The sequence below is a fragment of the Acidiferrimicrobium sp. IK genome (assembly GCF_025499425.1).
In the GTDB taxonomy this organism is placed as follows: Bacteria; Actinomycetota; Acidimicrobiia; order Acidimicrobiales; family Palsa-688; genus Acidiferrimicrobium.
This window is the reverse complement of the sequence record NZ_JAIMCB010000008.1, coordinates 200,496-216,497: the sequence shown is the minus strand read 5'-3', so window position 1 is coordinate 216,497 and position 16,002 is coordinate 200,496. Positions and strand designations below refer to the sequence as shown.

15 protein-coding genes are annotated in these 16,002 nt (G+C 72.9%); 9 read left to right on the top strand and 6 right to left on the bottom strand.

What is annotated here, in order from left to right:
* Positions 1 to 50: 50 nt before the first annotated feature.
* The 4 genes from secA to K6U06_RS14995 all read left to right on the top strand — a co-directional run bounded on the left by secA (position 51) and on the right by K6U06_RS14995 (position 5,616).
* Positions 51 to 2,855 (top strand): preprotein translocase subunit SecA, encoded by a 2,805-nt coding sequence (gene secA, locus K6U06_RS15010; RefSeq protein ID WP_262322757.1) that lies wholly within the window; start codon positions 51 to 53, stop codon positions 2,853 to 2,855.
* A 4-nt stretch (positions 2,856 to 2,859) separates the two neighbouring features.
* Positions 2,860 to 3,969, top strand: coding sequence for a peptide chain release factor 2 (gene prfB, locus K6U06_RS15005; RefSeq protein ID WP_262322756.1), 1,110 nt, complete (start codon positions 2,860 to 2,862; stop codon positions 3,967 to 3,969).
* A 73-nt stretch (positions 3,970 to 4,042) separates the two neighbouring features.
* Positions 4,043 to 4,729: a cell division ATP-binding protein FtsE gene (ftsE, locus tag K6U06_RS15000; RefSeq protein ID WP_262322755.1), complete on the top strand. Its 687-nt coding sequence runs from the start codon at positions 4,043 to 4,045 to the stop codon at positions 4,727 to 4,729.
* A complete protein-coding gene (locus tag K6U06_RS14995; RefSeq protein ID WP_262322754.1) occupies positions 4,729 to 5,616 on the top strand; it encodes a cell division protein FtsX in 888 nt (295 codons plus the stop codon). Before ftsE ends, K6U06_RS14995 begins: the two co-directional genes overlap by 1 nt.
* Here the strand turns inward: K6U06_RS14995 and K6U06_RS14990 are convergent.
* The 4 genes from K6U06_RS14990 to K6U06_RS14975 all read right to left on the bottom strand — a co-directional run bounded on the left by K6U06_RS14990 (position 5,613) and on the right by K6U06_RS14975 (position 9,731).
* The gene (locus K6U06_RS14990) at positions 5,613 to 6,401 is read right to left on the bottom strand and encodes an alpha/beta fold hydrolase (RefSeq protein WP_262322753.1); all 789 of its coding nucleotides are present in this window, start codon (positions 6,399 to 6,401) and stop codon (positions 5,613 to 5,615) included. The two genes, K6U06_RS14995 and K6U06_RS14990, sit on opposite strands and share 4 nt — an antisense overlap.
* 39 nt (positions 6,402 to 6,440) lie before the next feature.
* Entirely contained in the window at positions 6,441 to 7,757 is a 1,317-nt protein-coding gene (locus tag K6U06_RS14985) for an NRAMP family divalent metal transporter (protein WP_262322752.1), read from the bottom strand.
* Positions 7,754 to 9,115 (bottom strand): magnesium transporter MgtE N-terminal domain-containing protein, encoded by a 1,362-nt coding sequence (locus tag K6U06_RS14980; protein ID WP_262322751.1) that lies wholly within the window; start codon positions 9,113 to 9,115, stop codon positions 7,754 to 7,756. The genes K6U06_RS14985 and K6U06_RS14980 overlap by 4 nt, the downstream gene beginning before the upstream one ends.
* Before the next feature lie 232 nt (positions 9,116 to 9,347).
* The gene (locus K6U06_RS14975; RefSeq protein ID WP_262322750.1) at positions 9,348 to 9,731 is read right to left on the bottom strand and encodes a globin; all 384 of its coding nucleotides are present in this window, start codon (positions 9,729 to 9,731) and stop codon (positions 9,348 to 9,350) included.
* A 62-nt stretch (positions 9,732 to 9,793) separates the two neighbouring features.
* Here K6U06_RS14975 and K6U06_RS14970 point away from each other — a divergent pair, with 62 nt between their 5' ends.
* From K6U06_RS14970 to K6U06_RS14960, 3 genes are all read left to right on the top strand, one after another.
* Positions 9,794 to 10,621, top strand: a complete 828-nt coding sequence (locus tag K6U06_RS14970; RefSeq protein ID WP_262322749.1) for a 2OG-Fe(II) oxygenase — start codon at positions 9,794 to 9,796, stop codon at positions 10,619 to 10,621.
* A 41-nt stretch (positions 10,622 to 10,662) separates the two neighbouring features.
* A complete protein-coding gene (gene nudC, locus K6U06_RS14965) occupies positions 10,663 to 11,496 on the top strand; it encodes an NAD(+) diphosphatase (protein WP_262322748.1) in 834 nt (277 codons plus the stop codon).
* A 64-nt stretch (positions 11,497 to 11,560) separates the two neighbouring features.
* Positions 11,561 to 11,920, top strand: a complete 360-nt coding sequence (locus K6U06_RS14960; protein WP_262322747.1) for a DUF732 domain-containing protein — start codon at positions 11,561 to 11,563, stop codon at positions 11,918 to 11,920.
* 18 nt (positions 11,921 to 11,938) lie between these two features.
* Here K6U06_RS14960 and K6U06_RS14955 read toward each other — a convergent pair whose 3' ends face one another.
* Together K6U06_RS14955 and K6U06_RS14950 are read right to left on the bottom strand one after the other, a co-directional pair.
* Positions 11,939 to 13,393 (bottom strand): hypothetical protein, encoded by a 1,455-nt coding sequence (locus K6U06_RS14955; protein ID WP_262322746.1) that lies wholly within the window; start codon positions 13,391 to 13,393, stop codon positions 11,939 to 11,941.
* Positions 13,390 to 14,199: a protein kinase gene (locus K6U06_RS14950; protein WP_262322745.1), complete on the bottom strand. Its 810-nt coding sequence runs from the start codon at positions 14,197 to 14,199 to the stop codon at positions 13,390 to 13,392. Before K6U06_RS14950 ends, K6U06_RS14955 begins: the two co-directional genes overlap by 4 nt.
* A 205-nt stretch (positions 14,200 to 14,404) precedes the next feature.
* On the opposite strand from K6U06_RS14950, the gene K6U06_RS14945 reads away from it, so the two are divergent.
* Together K6U06_RS14945 and K6U06_RS14940 are read left to right on the top strand one after the other, a co-directional pair.
* A complete protein-coding gene (locus tag K6U06_RS14945; protein WP_262322744.1) occupies positions 14,405 to 14,920 on the top strand; it encodes a hypothetical protein in 516 nt (171 codons plus the stop codon).
* The gene (locus K6U06_RS14940) at positions 14,917 to 15,954 is read left to right on the top strand and encodes a C40 family peptidase (protein WP_262322743.1); all 1,038 of its coding nucleotides are present in this window, start codon (positions 14,917 to 14,919) and stop codon (positions 15,952 to 15,954) included. Before K6U06_RS14945 ends, K6U06_RS14940 begins: the two co-directional genes overlap by 4 nt.
* The last annotated feature ends 48 nt before the right edge of the window (positions 15,955 to 16,002 follow it).

Below are 16,002 nucleotides of genomic sequence, written 5' to 3'. Positions count from 1 at the left end.
CCGGCGAGCGCTCCGCCGGACCATGAGGGGACCGGTAGCATGAGCGGGCCATGAGTGTGTTCACCAAGATCCTGCGGGCAGGGGAGGGCAAGAAGGTCCGTGCCCTCCAGGACCTGGTACCCGACATCGGTGCCCTGGAGCCGGACTGGGAGAAGCTCTCCGACGACGAGCTGGCCCACAAGACCGTCGAGTTCCGGGAGCGCCTGGACAACGGCGAGGACCTCAACGACTTGCTGATCGAGGCGTTCGCCACCGTCCGGGAGGCCGCGAAGCGGACCATCGGGCAGCGCCACTTCGACGTGCAGCTGATGGGCGGCGCCGCGCTGCACTTCGGGTGGATCGCGGAGATGAAGACCGGTGAGGGCAAGACCTTGGTGTCGACCCTGCCGGTGTACCTCAACGCGCTGGCCGGCAAAGGCGTCCACGTCGTCACCGTCAACGACTACCTGGCCAAGTTCCACGCCGACTGGATGGGCCAGGTGCACCGGTTCCTCGGCCTGAGCGTCGGGCGGGTGTCCCCCGAGATCGACGACTGGGCGGACAAGAAGGCCGCCTACCTCTCGGACGTCACCTACGGGACCAACACCGAGATGGGCTTCGACTACCTGCGCGACCACATGGCCCGCGCCATGGAGCACATGGTGCAGCGAGGCCACCACTACGCGATCGTCGACGAGGTCGACTCGATCCTGATCGACGAGGCCCGCACGCCGCTGATCATCTCCGGCCCGTCCAACGACTCGGCCCGGCTGTACTACCAGTTCGCCGGCGTCGCCCGCAGCCTGGTGCGCGACGTCGACTACGAGGTCGACGAGGAGAAGCGCACCGTCTCGCCGACCGAGGAGGGCATCGAGAAGGTCGAGCGGGCCCTCGGCATCGACAACCTCTACGACCTGGTGTCGTCCAACTACGTCCACCAGCTGACCAAGGCGCTGCAGGCCAAGGAGCTTTACCGGCGGGACAAGGACTACATCATCGCCAACGGCGAGGTGCAGATCGTCGACGAGTTCACCGGCCGGGTCCTCGAGGGCCGGCGGTGGTCCGACGGCCTCCACCAGGCGGTCGAGGCCAAAGAGCGGGTCCAGATCAAAGAGGAAAACCACACCTGGGCCACCGTCACCCTCCAGAACTACTTCCGCCTCTACGACAAGCTCGCCGGCATGACCGGCACCGCGGAGACCGAGGCGTCGGAGTTCGCCAACACCTACAAGCTTCCGGTCGTGCCGATCCCGACCAACCGCAAGATGATCCGCGTCGACGCCCCGGACCTGATCTACAAGTCCGAGAACGCCAAGTTCGAGGCGATCATCGAGGACATCGTCGAGCGGCGCGAGAAGGGCCAGCCGGTCCTGGTCGGCACCGCGTCGGTGGCCAAGTCCGAGGTGCTCTCCGGCATGCTGGAGCGCCGCGGGATCGCCCATCACGTCCTCAACGCCAAGCAGCACGCCCGGGAGGCGCAGGTCATTACCCAGGCCGGGCGGCTGGGAGCGGTGACCGTGGCGACCAACATGGCCGGCCGGGGCGTCGACATCCTCCTCGGCGGCAACCCCGAGGGCCTCGCCGCCCAGGAGGTCGTGGCCAGCGGGTTGGAGCTCGAGTCGGAGGAAGGCCAAGCCCGCTACCACGAGCTGCTGGCCAAGTACGAGGTGGAGTGCAAGGCGGAAGGCGACACCATCCGGGAGCTGGGCGGGCTGTACGTGCTCGGCTCGGAGCGCCACGAGTCGCGCCGCATCGACAACCAGCTGCGCGGCCGCGCCGGGCGCCAGGGCGACCCCGGCGAGAGCCGGTTCTTCTTGAGCCTCGAGGACGAGCTGATGCGGCTGTTCGCCACCGGGGCGATGAGCTGGGTGATGGGCAAGGCCCTCCCCGACGACCTGCCGATCGACTCGAAGATGGTGTCCAAGGCCATCGAGCGGGCCCAAAACACCGTCGAGGGCCGCAACGCCGAGATCCGCAAGGACGTCCTCAAGTACGACGAGGTGATGAACGAGCAGCGCAAGGTGATCTACGCCCGGCGCATGCAGATCCTCGAAGGCGAGGACCTGCGGGAGCGGACCATCGCGGTGATCTCCTCCGCCCTCGACAGCATCGTGATGGCCCACTGCGTCACCGAGTACCCCGAGGACTGGAACGTCGAGGGGCTGCTCACCGAGACCAAGCTGTACTTCCCGACCACCACCACCCCCGACGCGGTGCGGGAGGCCGGCAGCAGCGACGCGGTCTACGAGCTGCTCGCCGGCGAGGCGATCGCCTACTACGAGCAGCGCGAGGAGTCGATGCCCGGAGGGGCCGACACCATGCGCAGCCTGGAGCGCGACGTCATGCTGCAGCTGATCGACCAGAAGTGGCGCGAGCACCTCTCCGAGATGGACTACCTGCGGGAAGGCATCGGGCTGCGGGCCATGGGCCAGCAAGACCCGCTGGTGGCCTGGCAGCGGGAGGGCTACGAGATGTTCGGTCAGCTCATGGCCAGCATCGACGACGACTACGTCAAGATCGTGATGCACGCCCAGGTCCAGGTCCTCGAGCAGCCCCCGGAGCAGCCGGCCCTCGACGGCGCCACCTACCAGGGCCCCGACGGACCCCAGGACGACGGCTTCGCCCGGGTCCTGGCGGCCGGCCCGGCGCCGGGCGAGGAAGTCGTGTTCGCGTCCGGCGAGGAGGGCGCTGCCGCGCTCGGCGCCAACGTCGGCGGGTCCTCCGGCGCCCAGTCCCGGGCCAACGCGGCCGCCGGCGCGGCCACCGACGTGATGCAGCCGATCGTCAAGACCAGCGACTTCGACAACGTCGGGCGCAACGACGTCTGCCCGTGCGGGAGCGGCAAGAAGTTCAAGTTCTGCCACGGCCGGGCCTAGCCCGGTGCGGGACTTCACAGAGGACATCCGCGCCCTGCGGCGCAGACTGTCGGAGGCCGAGACCTACCTCGATCTGGACGGCAGCCGGCGGCGGCTGGCCGAGCTGGAGGAGGAGATGGGCCGCCCCGACCTCTGGGACAATACCGACCTCGGCCAGAAGGTGACCCGCGAGTACGGCCAGGTGAAAGGCGACGTCGACGTCCTCGAGGCCCTCGATGCCGGCATCGGCGACATCGAGACCCTCTTCCAGCTGGCGGAGGAGGAGGGCGACGACTCCGTCGCCGGCGAGCTGGAGGACCAGAGCGCGGCGGCGGCACGCACCCTCGACGAGCTGGAGCTTCGGTCGCTGTTCACCGGCGAGCACGACGAACGCGACGCGGTGTGCGAGATCCACGCCAAAGACGGCGGCACCGATGCCCAGGACTGGGCCGAGATGCTGCTGCGGATGTATCAGCGCTGGGCCGAGCGGCGCGGCTTCGAGATGGAGATCGACGAGGTGTCCGAGGGCCAAGAAGCCGGGATCCTCTCCGCGACGTTCATCGTCAAAGGCCGGTTCGCGTTCGGTCTGCTCGGCTCGGAGCGGGGGGTGCACCGCCTGGTGCGGATCTCGCCGTTCGACTCCCAGTCCCGGCGCCAGACCAGCTTCGCGTCGGTCAGCGCGGTGCCGTTTTTCGAGGATCTCTCCGGCGAGGTCGACATCGACGAGAAGGAGCTGCGCATCGACACCTACCGGTCGTCGGGCGCCGGCGGCCAGCACGTCAACGTCACCGACTCCGCGGTGCGGATCACCCACCTCCCGACCGGGGTCGTCGTGGCGGTCCAAAACGAGCGCTCCCAGCACCAAAACAAGGCCAAGGCGATGCAGATCCTGGCGGCCAAGCTGGCCGAGCGGCAGCGGGAGGAACGAGCCGCGCAGCTCGACGCGATGGCCGGCCCGAAGGCCCAGGTCGGGTGGGGAGCGCAGATCCGTTCCTACGTCCTGGCCCCGTATCAGCAGGTCAAGGACCTGCGCACCGACTACGAGACCGGCAACGTCCAAGCCGTCCTCGACGGGGACCTCGACGCGTTCATGGAGGCCTGGCTGCGCTGGAGGAGGGCCGGCGCCGGCGCGTGACCTCCCCGGCCGCGGCGCGGGGAGTACGCTTTGACCTCGGTGCGCAGGGGCAGTCCGCACCGCCTACTTACTTATGATCAAGTTCGACAGCGTCACCAAGTCCTACAAGGGCACCACTGTGGCTCTCCGGGATGTCTCGGTTGACATCCAGAAGGGCGAGTTCGTCTTCCTCGTCGGCCCGTCCGGCTCGGGGAAGTCGACGTTCCTGCATCTGGTGACCAAAGAGGAGCAGGCCGACCGCGGCGCGGTGTGGGTCGCCGGCAAGGAAGTCGGCGCGCTCAGCCCGTGGAAGGTCCCCTACCTGCGCCGCAACATCGGCTGCGTGTTCCAGGACTTCCGGCTCCTGCCGACCAAGTCGGTGTACGAGAACGTGGCGTTCGCGCTCGAGGTCATCGGCCGTCCCCGCCACGTCGTCAAGTCCCAGGTGCCCCAAATCCTCGACCTGGTCGGTTTGGGCCGCAAGCTGACCAACCTCCCCCACGAGCTCTCCGGCGGCGAGCAGCAGCGCGTCGCCATCGCCCGGGCGTTCGTCAACCGGCCCCTGATCCTCCTCGCCGACGAGCCGACCGGCAACCTCGACCCGAGCACCACGGCGGGGATCATGCGGCTCTTGGACCGGATCAACCGGACCGGGACGACGGTGGTCATGGCCACCCACGACTCGGGGATCGTCGACTCGATGCGCCGCCGGGTGATCGAGCTGGACCGGGGCACCGTCATCCGCGACCAGGCCCGCGGCGTCTACGGGATGGGCGCCTAGTGCCGGTCTCAGTCGGTTACGTCGCCAGGGAGACCGGCGGGAACCTCCGCCGGAACCTGCTCATGACCATCGCCGCGATCTTGACCATGGCGGTGTCGCTCGGAGCGCTCGGGGTGGTGCTGGTCACCCGCCAGGCGGTGTCCAAAGCGACGCTGCAGTGGCGGGGCGGGGTGCAGGTCGCGATCTTCATGCAGCCGAGCGCGTCGAGCAACCAGGTCGGAGCGGTCGGCCACGAGCTGTCGTCGATGCCGGGGATCCGCAGCTACCACTTCGTCGACAAGCCGCACGCGTACGCCGAGTTCAAGCAGATCTTCGCCGGGCAGCCCGACTTGCTCCAAGCCCTCGACGTCAACTCCATGCCGACGTCGTACCGGGTGGTGCCGGTCCGGGCCCAAGACGCCGCGCAGCTGGCCCGCCAGTTCCAGGGGCAGCCGGGCGTGCGGACGGTGACCTACGCGCAGCAGGAGATCGCCAAGCTGGTGAAGACCTCCCACCAGCTGCGCTACGGCGCGTCGGTGATCGCCGCGGTGGTCATGATCGGGGCGATCGCGCTGATCATCAACACCATCCAGCTGGCCATCTTCGCCCGGCGTAGAGAGGTCGCGGTGATGAAGCTGGTCGGCGCCACCAACTGGTTCATCCGAATACCGTTCATGATCGAAGGGCTGGTCCACGGGCTGGTCGGCGCGGTCGCGGCGTTCGTGTTCACCTACTTCCTGCGCAACACCATCGCGTCGTTCGTGAGCAACAACAGCCCGTTCGCGATCACCAAGATCTTGATCAGCCCCCACGAGGCGTTCCTGACCGGGCTGGTCGTGCTGGTGGTCGGCGCGGCGATCGGGGCGCTCGGCTCCGCGTTCGCGGTCCGCCGGTTCCTGGCGGTCTAACCGCCGGCGACGGCGTCCACCGCCGCCTCCACCGCTTCGGGGTGATCCCACGGCAGCAGGTGACCGGCGCGGGGGACCGTGGTGAGGACCGCCCGGGGGATCCCGGAGGCCAGCAGCGTCCCGGCCCCGGACCCGACGACCTTGTCGGCGCTGCCGATCACCACCCGGGTCGGCACGTCGATGCGGCGCAGGTCGGCGGCCATCCCGTCGATCTGCTCGACGAACACCCGCTGCTCGGCGGCGAACGCCCGCCACGCGTTGCGCGACGGCCGGGCCTGGGCGACCATCTCGGCCGGCCCGTCGGGCAGCGCCCGCGACACCGCCCGGCGCAACGCCGGGACGGCCAGCGCCCGGCCGGCTACGCCGAGGGTGGCCAGCGCGGCCAGCTCGCCGACGGGACGGCGGGCCAGCAGCCGGTCCAGGCGGCCGACCGGGTCGCCGGGGGCGACCGACGCGACCAGCACCAAGCCGGCCACCCGGGCCGAGGAGTCCAGCGCCAGGCGCAGGGCGACGCCGCCGGCCCAGCTGTGGGCGGCGATCACCGCCCGCTCGATGCCCATCTGGTCCATCAACGCCAGGGTGGCCGCGGCGTTGTCGGCGAAGTCGCCGGCCGGGCCGCCGGTGCGCCCGTACCCGAGGCGGTCGGGGGCGACGGTGGTGTAGCGGTCCGCCAGGCGGGCGGTGACCCGGTACCAGTTGCCGGCCCGGCCGGGCTGGCCGTGTAGGAGGATCACCGCCGGCCCGTCGCCCTCGACGTCGGCCACCAGCGGCCGGAGGGTGGGCATCCCCGGGAGGTTACCCGGGCCGGTTCGCCTTCCCGGCGGTCACGCCCCGAACCAGCCGAGGACGGTCTGGCCGACCACGGCCAGCGACATGGCGCTCACCCCGATGACGACCACGGTCGCCACCACCCGCAGCGCCGGTCCGTTGGCGGCCCGGCCGAGCAGGCTGCGGCGGTTGGCGAGGATCAAGATGAACACCAAGATGATCGGCGTGATGATCCCGTTGAGCTCCTGGGTGTTGAGCAGCAGGTTGACCAGGTTGCCGGGGGCCAACGCGACCAGCGCCCCGATGAACACCTGCCCGGTGAACAGCGACAGGAACACCGGCGCCTCGGTGAACCGGCGCGACACCGAACGCTCGACGCCCACCGCCTCCGACACCGCGTACGCCGTCGACAGCGGCACGACCGCCCCCGCCAGCGCGGACGCCCCGAACAGGCCGAGCGCGAACAGCTTGGTCGCGGCCGACCCGGCGACCGGCTTGAGGGCCTGGGCTGCCTGCTGGGCGGAGCCCAGCGGCTGGCCCAGCTTCCCGATGGCCGCCGCGGTCGACACGATGATGAAGAAGCTGATGACGTTGGAGAACACCGCGCCGGCGATGGAGTCGAACCGCTCGTAGCGGTACTCGTCTGGGCCGAGGCCCTTGTCGGCGACCGCGGCGGCCACGTACAGCTGCATGTACGGGGTGATCGTCGTGCCGATGAGCGCCACCCCGACGAGGATGAACGCCCTGGACGCCTCGAGGTGGGGGACCACCGTCTGGTGCAGGGCGGTGCCCCACGCCGGGTGGCCGAGCAGCGCGGCGACGGGGTACGCGAAGAACACCAGGGTCAGGATCAAAAACAGCCGCTCCGCGTACCGGTAGGAGCCGAACATCACCAGCCCCCAGATCGCCACCGCGGCGATCGGGATCGAGATGTAGCGGCTCACGCCGAGCAGCTGGAGGGCGGCGCCGACCCCGGCGAACTCCGACACGACCAGCCCCAGGTTGGCCAGCACCAGGCAGAACAGCGCGAACGCGGCCCACCGCAGCGTGAACTCCTCGCGGATCAGCGCGGCCAGACCCTTGCCGGTGAACGCGCCGAGACGGGCGCACATCTCCTGGACCACGACCAGGCCGATGGTGATGAGCAGCATGAAAAAAAGGGTCCGGTACGCGAACTCGGCGCCCGCCGACGCGTAGGTGATGATCCCGCCGGCGTCGTTGCCGGCGTTGGCGGCGATGATCCCCGGCCCGGCCATCGCCAGGTAGGTGAACACCCGCCGGTACCGGCCCCGGGGCCGGTCGCTGTCGGCGGTGCCGTCGGCGCCGGGCCCCTCGGCGGTCGCCACCGAGCCGGTCACGACCGATCCGGTCACGACAGCAGCCTCGGGAAGTGGTGGCGGCCCCGTTCGGGCACCAGCCGGTCGATCAGGTCATCGGCGAGGATCCGCCCGATCGGGCGCTCGTCGTCGTCGACCACCACCACCGACGAGTGGCGGGTGGCGATGAGCCGGTCGGCCACCGCCGCGAACCCCGATCCGGTGCGCACCGACACCGGTTCGGCGTGCTGGACCAGCGATCCCATCGTCGCGTCCTCGTCCGCGGTCAGCAGCGCGAAGAGGGTGACGTCGGCGACCAGGCGCCCGTCGCTGTCGACCACGACGACGCCGTCGAGGTCGCCGGCGTGCTCGGCTTGGTCGCGGAGGCGGTCCCTTAGCGCCCCGACGTTCTCGTCGCGGGTGGCGGTGACCAGGTTGGTGGTCATGAACCCGCCGGCCTCGTCCTCCTCGTAGTCGAGCAGCTCGCTCAGCTCTTCGCGCTGCTCGTCGGGCATGTGCTCGAGGAGTTCCTCGCGCTCGGACTCGTCGAGGTCCCGCAAGGCGTCGACCGCCTCGTCGGGTTCCATGTGGGCGAGCAGCTCGGCGGCGTCTTCGGGGGCGGTCTCCCTGAGCAGGGCGCCCAGCTCCTCGGGGTCCATCTCCTCGAGGGCGTCGGCGGCCTGCTCGGGTTCCAAGCTGGCCAGCAGCTCCTGGCGGCCGTCGCGGCCGAGGTCCTCGAGGAGGTCGGCCAGCTCGCCGGGCCGCAACCGGCGCAGCCCGTCGCTGCGGGTCCGCAGCGCGATGGTGCTGACCTCGCTGCCGAAGGGGGCGATCGCCGACCAGTCGATGACCCGTTCGGGGGTCGGCGTGCCCCGCCACCGGCGGGGGCCGAGGCGGCGCAGGAGGGTCTGGGCCGACACGTCCGCGCCGACCAGGCGCAGCGCCCGCCCGGCCGGGCCGGGGACGTACGCCAGGTACAAGTCGGCGGCGCGGATCACCTGCACGCCGTCGATGTCGACCAGCTGATGGTCGAGCACGTCGCGGGCCAGCATCACCTCGCCGTCGCGCCGGACGAAGTCGAGCAGGTCGACGCGGGCCGAGGCCAGCTCCACCCGCCCGTTCTGCACGGACGCGACCTGGTCGATCGAGGCGAACACCACCCGCCGCCCGACCCGCACGACCAGGCCGGTCACCGGCGGGTACGACTCCTCGCCGCCCCACCGGGCGACGACGTCGGCGAGGCGGCCGACCTCGCCGCCGGCGGGGTTGAGGACCGGGCCGGAGAGGATCCCGGCCAGGGACACCAGCGATTCGCGGACGTTGCGGACCGCGAGGAGCCGCTGGCGGCGGTGGCGCCGGCGGGTCTGCAGCGAGCGGGTGGGGTGTACGGGGGGCAGGGAGGGGCGCAGCGGCATGTCCGACCTCGCAGGAAGCGTCGCCAATAAGGGAACGGGTCCCTGCCGGCGTCCCCGTCAGTCGGTGCTGGCGCGGCGGCGGGCGGGCCCGGGAGATGAGGATCGGTACGGGCTACTGGGGGGCTCGCCTGTGCTCACGTACGTCACCTCCTCCGGGTCGGGGCTGTCGCCGAACGCCGGGCATGATAGTCCACGGCGCGGCGGCGCCGAACCGCCCCGATTTCCCCGACTTCTACTCCGCGGCGTTGACCATGTGCGCCGCGGACGCCTGGAAGTAGGTCAGCATCTGAGCCTCGTCGAGGGGCGACAGGCCCGCGGCGCGCACCGCCTCGGTCATGTGGGCCAGCCACGCGTCGCGCTCCGCGGCGCCGATGACGAAAGGGGCGTGACGCAAGCGCAGCTTCGGGTGGCCGCGCTCCTCGCTGTAGGTCGCCGGTCCGCCCCAGTACTGGACCAAGAACCACAACAGGTTGACCCGGGCCTGCTCGAACTCGTCGGGGTCCGACGGGTAAAGCGGCGCCAGCACCGGGTCGGCGGCCACTCCCTCGTAGAAGCGTTTGGTCAGCTCGTCGAAGAACGGGGTGCCGCCGACGCGGTCGTACATGGTGGACTGCACCCCTCCAGCATGGCACCCCGCGCCGCCCTGCTCGCCCGCTCGCCAGCCCGTAGCCTGGCCCGATGACCGTGTCGAGCACCCGCCAGACCCTGGCCGGCCACATCGCGTCCCGGCTGGAGGCCGACGGGGACCAGCTCGCGGCTGGCTGGGCGGCCAGCGGGACGATCCGCCACTTCTGCGTCGACGGCCTGCTCCCCGACGACGACGCCCGGGCCGTCGCCGCGGCCTTCCCCGGCGAGGACCGCCTGGAGCTGCACAAGTCGATCCGGGAGCTGAAGTACATCGGCGTGCAGATGGACCGTTTCGACCCGCTGATCGAGGAGGTCACCTACGCGTTCCAAGACCCGCGGGTGGTCGCCGCGGTCGGCCGGATCACCGGGATCCCCGAGCTGCTCCCCGACGCGCAGCTCTACGCCGGCGGGGTCTCGTCGATGGAGCCCGGCCACTACCTGCACCCCCACCTCGACAACAGCCACGACGCCGAGCGGGACCGGTGGCGGGTGCTCAACCTCCTCTACTACGTCACCCCGGACCGCCACGCCGACCAGGGCGGCAACCTGGAGCTTTGGCCGCAGGGGATGGGCCGCGGGCGGGTGACCATCCCGAGCGACTTCAACCGGCTGGTGGTGATGGAGACCCACGGCGGGTCGCTGCACTCGGTCAGCCCGGTCGGCGCCGGCCCGGCCCGCCGGTGCGTGTCCAACTACTACTTCTCGCCCCGCCCGCTGCGCGACGACGACCGTTTCCACGTGACGTCGTTCCGGGCCCGGCCCGGCGACCGGGGCCTGGACGCGCTGCTGCGGGCGGACGCCGCGCTGCGGATGGGTTTGCGGCGGCTGCGGGCCGAAGGGGTGCGCCGCACCAGCCACATCTACAAGCGCGGCGGCTGACCCGAGGGGTCGGGCCGGGCCGGGCGTGGTAGTGACAGGGGATGCCTACCTTCGTCCCTGACGTCGCCCCGCCCCCCGGGGCCGACGGACCGTCGCGCTGGTACGTGGTGCGTCACGGCGAGCTTCTGACGACCCCCGAGGGCGGCCTGCCCGACGCGGACCCGGCCAGCCTCGGGCTGGTGCCCGACGCCGATCCGGTGTACCTCGGCGCGTTGGACGGCCAGCCGTGCTGGGCCGCCGGGGTGGAGCGCTCCACGGAGGCGCCGGGCGAGCTTTGGTGGCAGGAGCTGCGGTCCCTCGGCGGGCAGTGGCCGCAGGAGGAGTGGACCCTCGCAGGGCGGGCGGTGCAACTGGTGGAGTGGGTGCGCACCCACCGGTTCTGCGGGCGGTGCGCCACCCCGACGGAGCGGGCCGAGGGCGAGCGGGCGCTGCGCTGCCCGGCGTGCGGGCTGTCGAACTACCCGCGCCTGGCGCCGGCGATCATCGTCCTCGTCCGGCGGGGGGAGGAGGCCCTGCTGGCGCAAGGAAACCGGTTCCGGGGCCGGATGTTCTCGGCTCTGGCCGGGTTCGTCGAGCCCGGCGAGACGCTCGAGGAGGCGGTCCACCGCGAGGTGTTCGAGGAGGTCGGCATCAAGCTCCGGGAGCCGCGCTACGTGGCCAGCCAGCCGTGGCCGTTCCCGCACTCGGTGATGATCGGGTTTAGCGCCGAGTGGGAGTCGGGTGAGCTGGCCCCCGACGGCAAGGAGATCCTCGAAGCTCACTGGTGGCGGGCCGATGACCTGCCGCCGGTGCCGCCCCGGTTGAGCATCGCCCGGCGCCTGATCGACGACTGGGTGGCGGAGGTGACCGCCGGGTCGACCCCGGCCAGCGCGTAGCGGACCGGCCGCCGGGCCTATGATCCGCGGGCTGCGGCGCGAGCGAGCCGGGAGGACACAGAGGGTGGGTTTCGAGGTGCGCAACCGGAGGCTGTTGTCGTCGGTCGGTGTCGCCCTGCTGGCGGTGGTCGCGCTCGGGTGCGGCTCGTCTACGAGCGCGGCGGCGACCCAGCAAGACTCGGCGTTTTTGGCTGCGGTCCACGGCAACGCCCCCGACATCGGCTCCTACCGCAGCGACGTGTCGCTGATCCGTCTCGGGCACGCCGCCTGCGACGGCTTCCGCAGCGGGGTGTCCTACCAGCAGCTGGCCGACCGCCTGGTGCTCATCCAGGGCAGCCACCCGGTGCCGACCGCCGACTTGGGGGCGGTGATCACCGCCGCGGTGGCGTCGTTTTGCCCCCAGTACGAGTCGCTGATCCACTAGCGCCCGGCCGGCACGGGTTCAGCCGGGCCAGGGGCTGACGAAGGTCAGGACCCGGGAACCGACCGCGATGTGCGCGCCGGGAGGCAGGACCGTCGGCTGGAACGGGGCCAGCGCGCTCCAGCCATCCGCTCCGGGGAGCAACACGTGGGTCGATCCGCTCGACGCCCGGTCGAGCACCGAGAGGGTCCAGTCGCTCAGGCGGATCTCGGCGTGGACCGCCGCGACCCGCTCCCCGCGCAGCATCAACGCCCGGGCGCTGCCGCCGGTGACCGCCGGGTCGTCGGAGACCCGGCTCCCCAGGAGGTAGGGCCGGTCCAGCGCGTAGATCGACCCGTCGTCCACGACGAGGACCCCGAGCGACGGCCGGGGACCGCTGACCACCGCCGGAGCGGCGCCGACCGCGGCGCCGACCGCCTCACCGCAGCAGACGCACACCGTCACCTCCGGGTGGTTGAAGTGGCCCCTGGCGCAGCGCACGCCGCGCACCACCGGCACCGACCCAACCGGGCCTACCGGCGGTCCTGGCACCAGGCCGCCGGGCGGGGGGAGCAGGCCGATGGCGCCGTGCGGGCGGGGCCGCGCCGGGGCCGGGCCCGGCCCTGTCGGGGCCGGGTCCCCCGGTGTCGGCGCGGCGGCGGGCGCCGCGACGGGGTGGGGCAGCGCGACGGTCATGGCGGTGGCCGCGTCGCTCGGCGCGCCCGGAACGGACAGAACCGCGGTCGGCGTGTCGCGGGCGTCGTCGGGCTCAGGGGCCCGCCCGCCCGGGCCGCCCCAGTGGCCTCGGGGGCCGGGGTCGGGGCGGTCCGGCGCAGCGAACGCCACCGCCACGATGTCCTCGCCGCCCGGGCCGCCCGGATCCACCGACCCGACCGGGGAGGCCGTGTTCGCGGCGTCGCTGGCCGCGGCAGCCGCCGCGGCGACCACCGCCGGGGTGGCACCCGTCGGCGTCGGAGCCGATACCGGGGCGGGGCCCGCGGTGTCGTCGCCGGCGGGGGAGGGGGCGGAGGGGTCGGCGTCGATGAGCGCGAAGCCTCCGCCGGGCACCGTGCCGGTCTCGAGGTCCAGCGCCGGGTGGGAGCCGCCCGGCGCGGGCTGGCTGCTGGCGGAGCCGGCCAGAACGACCGGCGCCGGCGCGAACGCGACCCGCTGCCAGCCCGGCGACACCGGGGGCTCAACCCACTGCACGCCGGTCCACGCCCGGACCGGCCCGTGGAGCAAAGCGACGTAACCGCCGGCGCCGTCAGGCCCGAGGGTGACGAACGCGGCGTCGGGTTCGGGGTCGCCGCGCTCGAGCACCCCCGCGACGTGCTCGGCGAGCAGCGCCCCGCCCCGCGCCGAGGGCCCCAGGTTGCGCGCCGACTGACCGAGGAACTGCAGCAGGGCGTCGGAGCTGCGGGCGCCGGCCCACACGCACAGCCGGCCGTAGCGCATGACCACGCCGGGCCCGGACATGACCTCCACCCGCCCGGTCATCGCAGCCCCGCCAAACCGGCGGCCACCGCCGCCGCGGAGGGACGCTGCGAAGGGTCGGCCTGGCAGCAGGCCGACAGGATCTCGGTGAGATCGCCGGCGTCGATCCGGGCCGGCTCGAACACCACCCGCTGCAGCGCGTTGAGCAGCACAGCCCGGTCCAGGTCGGGGTGGACCCTCCGCCCGGTGACCGCGGTGTGAAGGCACGCCCCGAGCGCCCACACGTCCGACGCGGCGCTCGGCGGCTCACCCCGGGCCACTTCGGGGGCCAGACCGTCGAGCTGACCGGGTTCCGACACCCGGGCGACCAGCCCAGGAGTGGCAGGACCGGTGAGCGGCGGAAGGTCGAGGACCCCGCCGTCGGGGGTGGTCAGCATCCGCCCAGCGGAGATCGCGCCGTGCACCCCGCCAGCTTCGTGCAGGGTGGCCAGGCCCCGGGCCGCGCCGGCCACGATGACCACCGGGTCGGCTCCGGGCCGGTCCTCGACGTCGGCCAGCCGCGACAGCCACATCTGCGCGTCGGTGCCGCCCGGTCCGGGGCCGCCGGCGGCCGCGTCCAACGGACCCACCTCTAGGGGCACCGCCAGCGCCGAGCGGCCCGGGTCGCCCGCGGCGGCGCGCGCCGCCGCCGCGGCCCAGCGGCTCAGGTCGGGGAGCAGGTCCGCCGGCTCGCCGGGACCGACCTCGATCACGACGGGGCGGCCGTCGAGGTCGAGGCGGGGCGGGGCCAGCGCGACGAACCGCGAGCCGGGGCGGGCCGGATCGTCGAGGGGCCGTACCACGTGGTAGTCGGCGATCCAGTCCTGCATCGGGCCTTCCTGGCTGGGTGACGGGGGCTGGTGGGACACCGAAGGCCGCCTGGGTGGAGATGGCAACCGGGCAGCGTACCGGGCCGCAACCCCCACCATCCCTCGACACGAGATAGAATGAAACACTATGAAAAATGCTTATAGGGGTTTGGATCGGTGGGGGTGCCGGGCGAGCCGGCGTCGGCGGAGGCGGCGTTGGTGGCTGGTGGGTCTGGCGGCGGTGGCGGCGGGGGTGGTGTGGATCCACCGCGGTGACCCCGGCGCGGGCCGAGCCCCGGCCGCAGGCCCGGCTACCCGGGCCCGGTGGTCGCCGGCCGGGTCGGCGCCCGGCGGGTCGGCGGCGCCCGGGGCGGTGGCGGGCGCAGAGGCGACCGCCGCTCGCTTCGCGGTGGCGTGGTGGAGCTACGACTGGCGCGATCCCCCCGGCCGCACCGCTGGCGTCCTGCGCCCGCTGGTGACCCCGCCGCTGGCGGCTTCCCTGGCGTCGGGACCCGGCAGCCCGGTCCTGGACCAGGCGGCCACCGCCGAGCAGCGGAGGGTCGCGGTCGGCGCCCCCGCGGTCAGCGTCGCCGACCGCTCCGGGACCGGGATCGGCCTGGCGGTGACCGCCCCGGTGACCGTCAGCTCCCGGGGCGCGGCCCCGGTCTCGGCCCGGTGGGCGATGGAGGTCCTGGCGGTCCCGTCACCGTCGGGGTGGGTGATAGCCCACGTGCAGCAGTGACTCGCGCCGCGCGGGTCTTCGCTGGGGGGCTGGCCGCCACCGGCGGCATGGCGGCCGCGGGCGCGGCGGCGGCCGCCATGCTCGTGGCGGTGCTCCCGCTGGCCGCCTCGGGGCAGCCCGCCACCGAAGCGCCCCCGGCCGCAGCGGCGGGCGCAGCGGCGGTGTCGGACATCCCTCCCGTCTACCTGGCCGCCTTCGACCGGGCCGCGGCGGCCTACGGCGTCGGGTGGGACGTGCTGGCCGGGATCTACCGGGTCGAGTGCGACTTCGGCCAGAGCCAGCTCGCCGGGTGCCCCCCCGGTACCCGCAACAGCGCCGGCGCCGAGGGCCCGGGCCAGTTCCTCCCCGGGACGTGGCGGCGGGGACTGCCACTCGGCGCGATCATCCAGCCCGGCCCTCCCGCCGCCGACGGCCAGGGGTACGCCACCGACGGCGACGGGGACGGGATCGCCGACCCGTGGGACCCGGCCGACGCGGTGGCGTCCACCGCCAGGATGCTGGCGGCCAACGGCGGCGCCACCGACCCGAGCGGAGCGGTGTTCGCCTACAACCACGACCCTCGCTACGTCGCGCAGGTCCTGGCCCTGGCGGCCGGCTACCGCCAATCCCGCTCCGCCGCGGCGCTCCCCCAACAGCAGGGGCAGGGTCAGGGGCCGGGCCGCGCGGCGGGGGGCGTCGCCGCGGTGCTGACCTTCGCCCGGTCCCAGATCGGGCGGCCCTACCAGTGGGGCGGCGCCGGGCCGTGGTCGTGGGACTGCTCCGGGCTGGTCGAGGCGGCCTACGCCGAGGCCGGGGTCCGCCTGACCCACGACGCCGCCGCCCAGTACGCCGCCACCGCCGCGGCCCGGGTGCCCCTCACCGGGCTGGAGCCCGGCGACCTGGTGTTCTACGGGACGTCGTCGGCGACGATCCACCACGTCGGCATCGCCGTCGACGCCACCCACATGATCGACGCCCCCTACACCGGGGCGGACGTCCGGACCGACCCGGTGGCCGCCCCCGACCTGTTGGCGGCCACCCGCCCGCTCGCCTGACCGGCCCTGCCGCCGGCGGTCTTCTCGTTCCGGGGCCGTCGGGCTCCG

Coding starts and splice junctions, on each gene's coding strand:
- K6U06_RS14990 (WP_262322753.1), bottom strand. CDS start 6,401: ATGCCCACCCTCCGGCCGCTGGTGGCCGACGTCGAGGGCGACGGGCCG.
- K6U06_RS14950 (WP_262322745.1), bottom strand. CDS start 14,199: ATGCAGGACTGGATCGCCGACTACCACGTGGTACGGCCCCTCGACGAT.
- K6U06_RS14955 (WP_262322746.1), bottom strand. CDS start 13,393: ATGACCGGGCGGGTGGAGGTCATGTCCGGGCCCGGCGTGGTCATGCGC.
- K6U06_RS14980 (WP_262322751.1), bottom strand. CDS start 9,115: ATGCCGCTGCGCCCCTCCCTGCCCCCCGTACACCCCACCCGCTCGCTG.
- secA (WP_262322757.1), top strand. CDS start 51: ATGAGTGTGTTCACCAAGATCCTGCGGGCAGGGGAGGGCAAGAAGGTC.
- nudC (WP_262322748.1), top strand. CDS start 10,663: ATGCCTACCTTCGTCCCTGACGTCGCCCCGCCCCCCGGGGCCGACGGA.
- K6U06_RS14970 (WP_262322749.1), top strand. CDS start 9,794: ATGACCGTGTCGAGCACCCGCCAGACCCTGGCCGGCCACATCGCGTCC.
- ftsE (WP_262322755.1), top strand. CDS start 4,043: ATGATCAAGTTCGACAGCGTCACCAAGTCCTACAAGGGCACCACTGTG.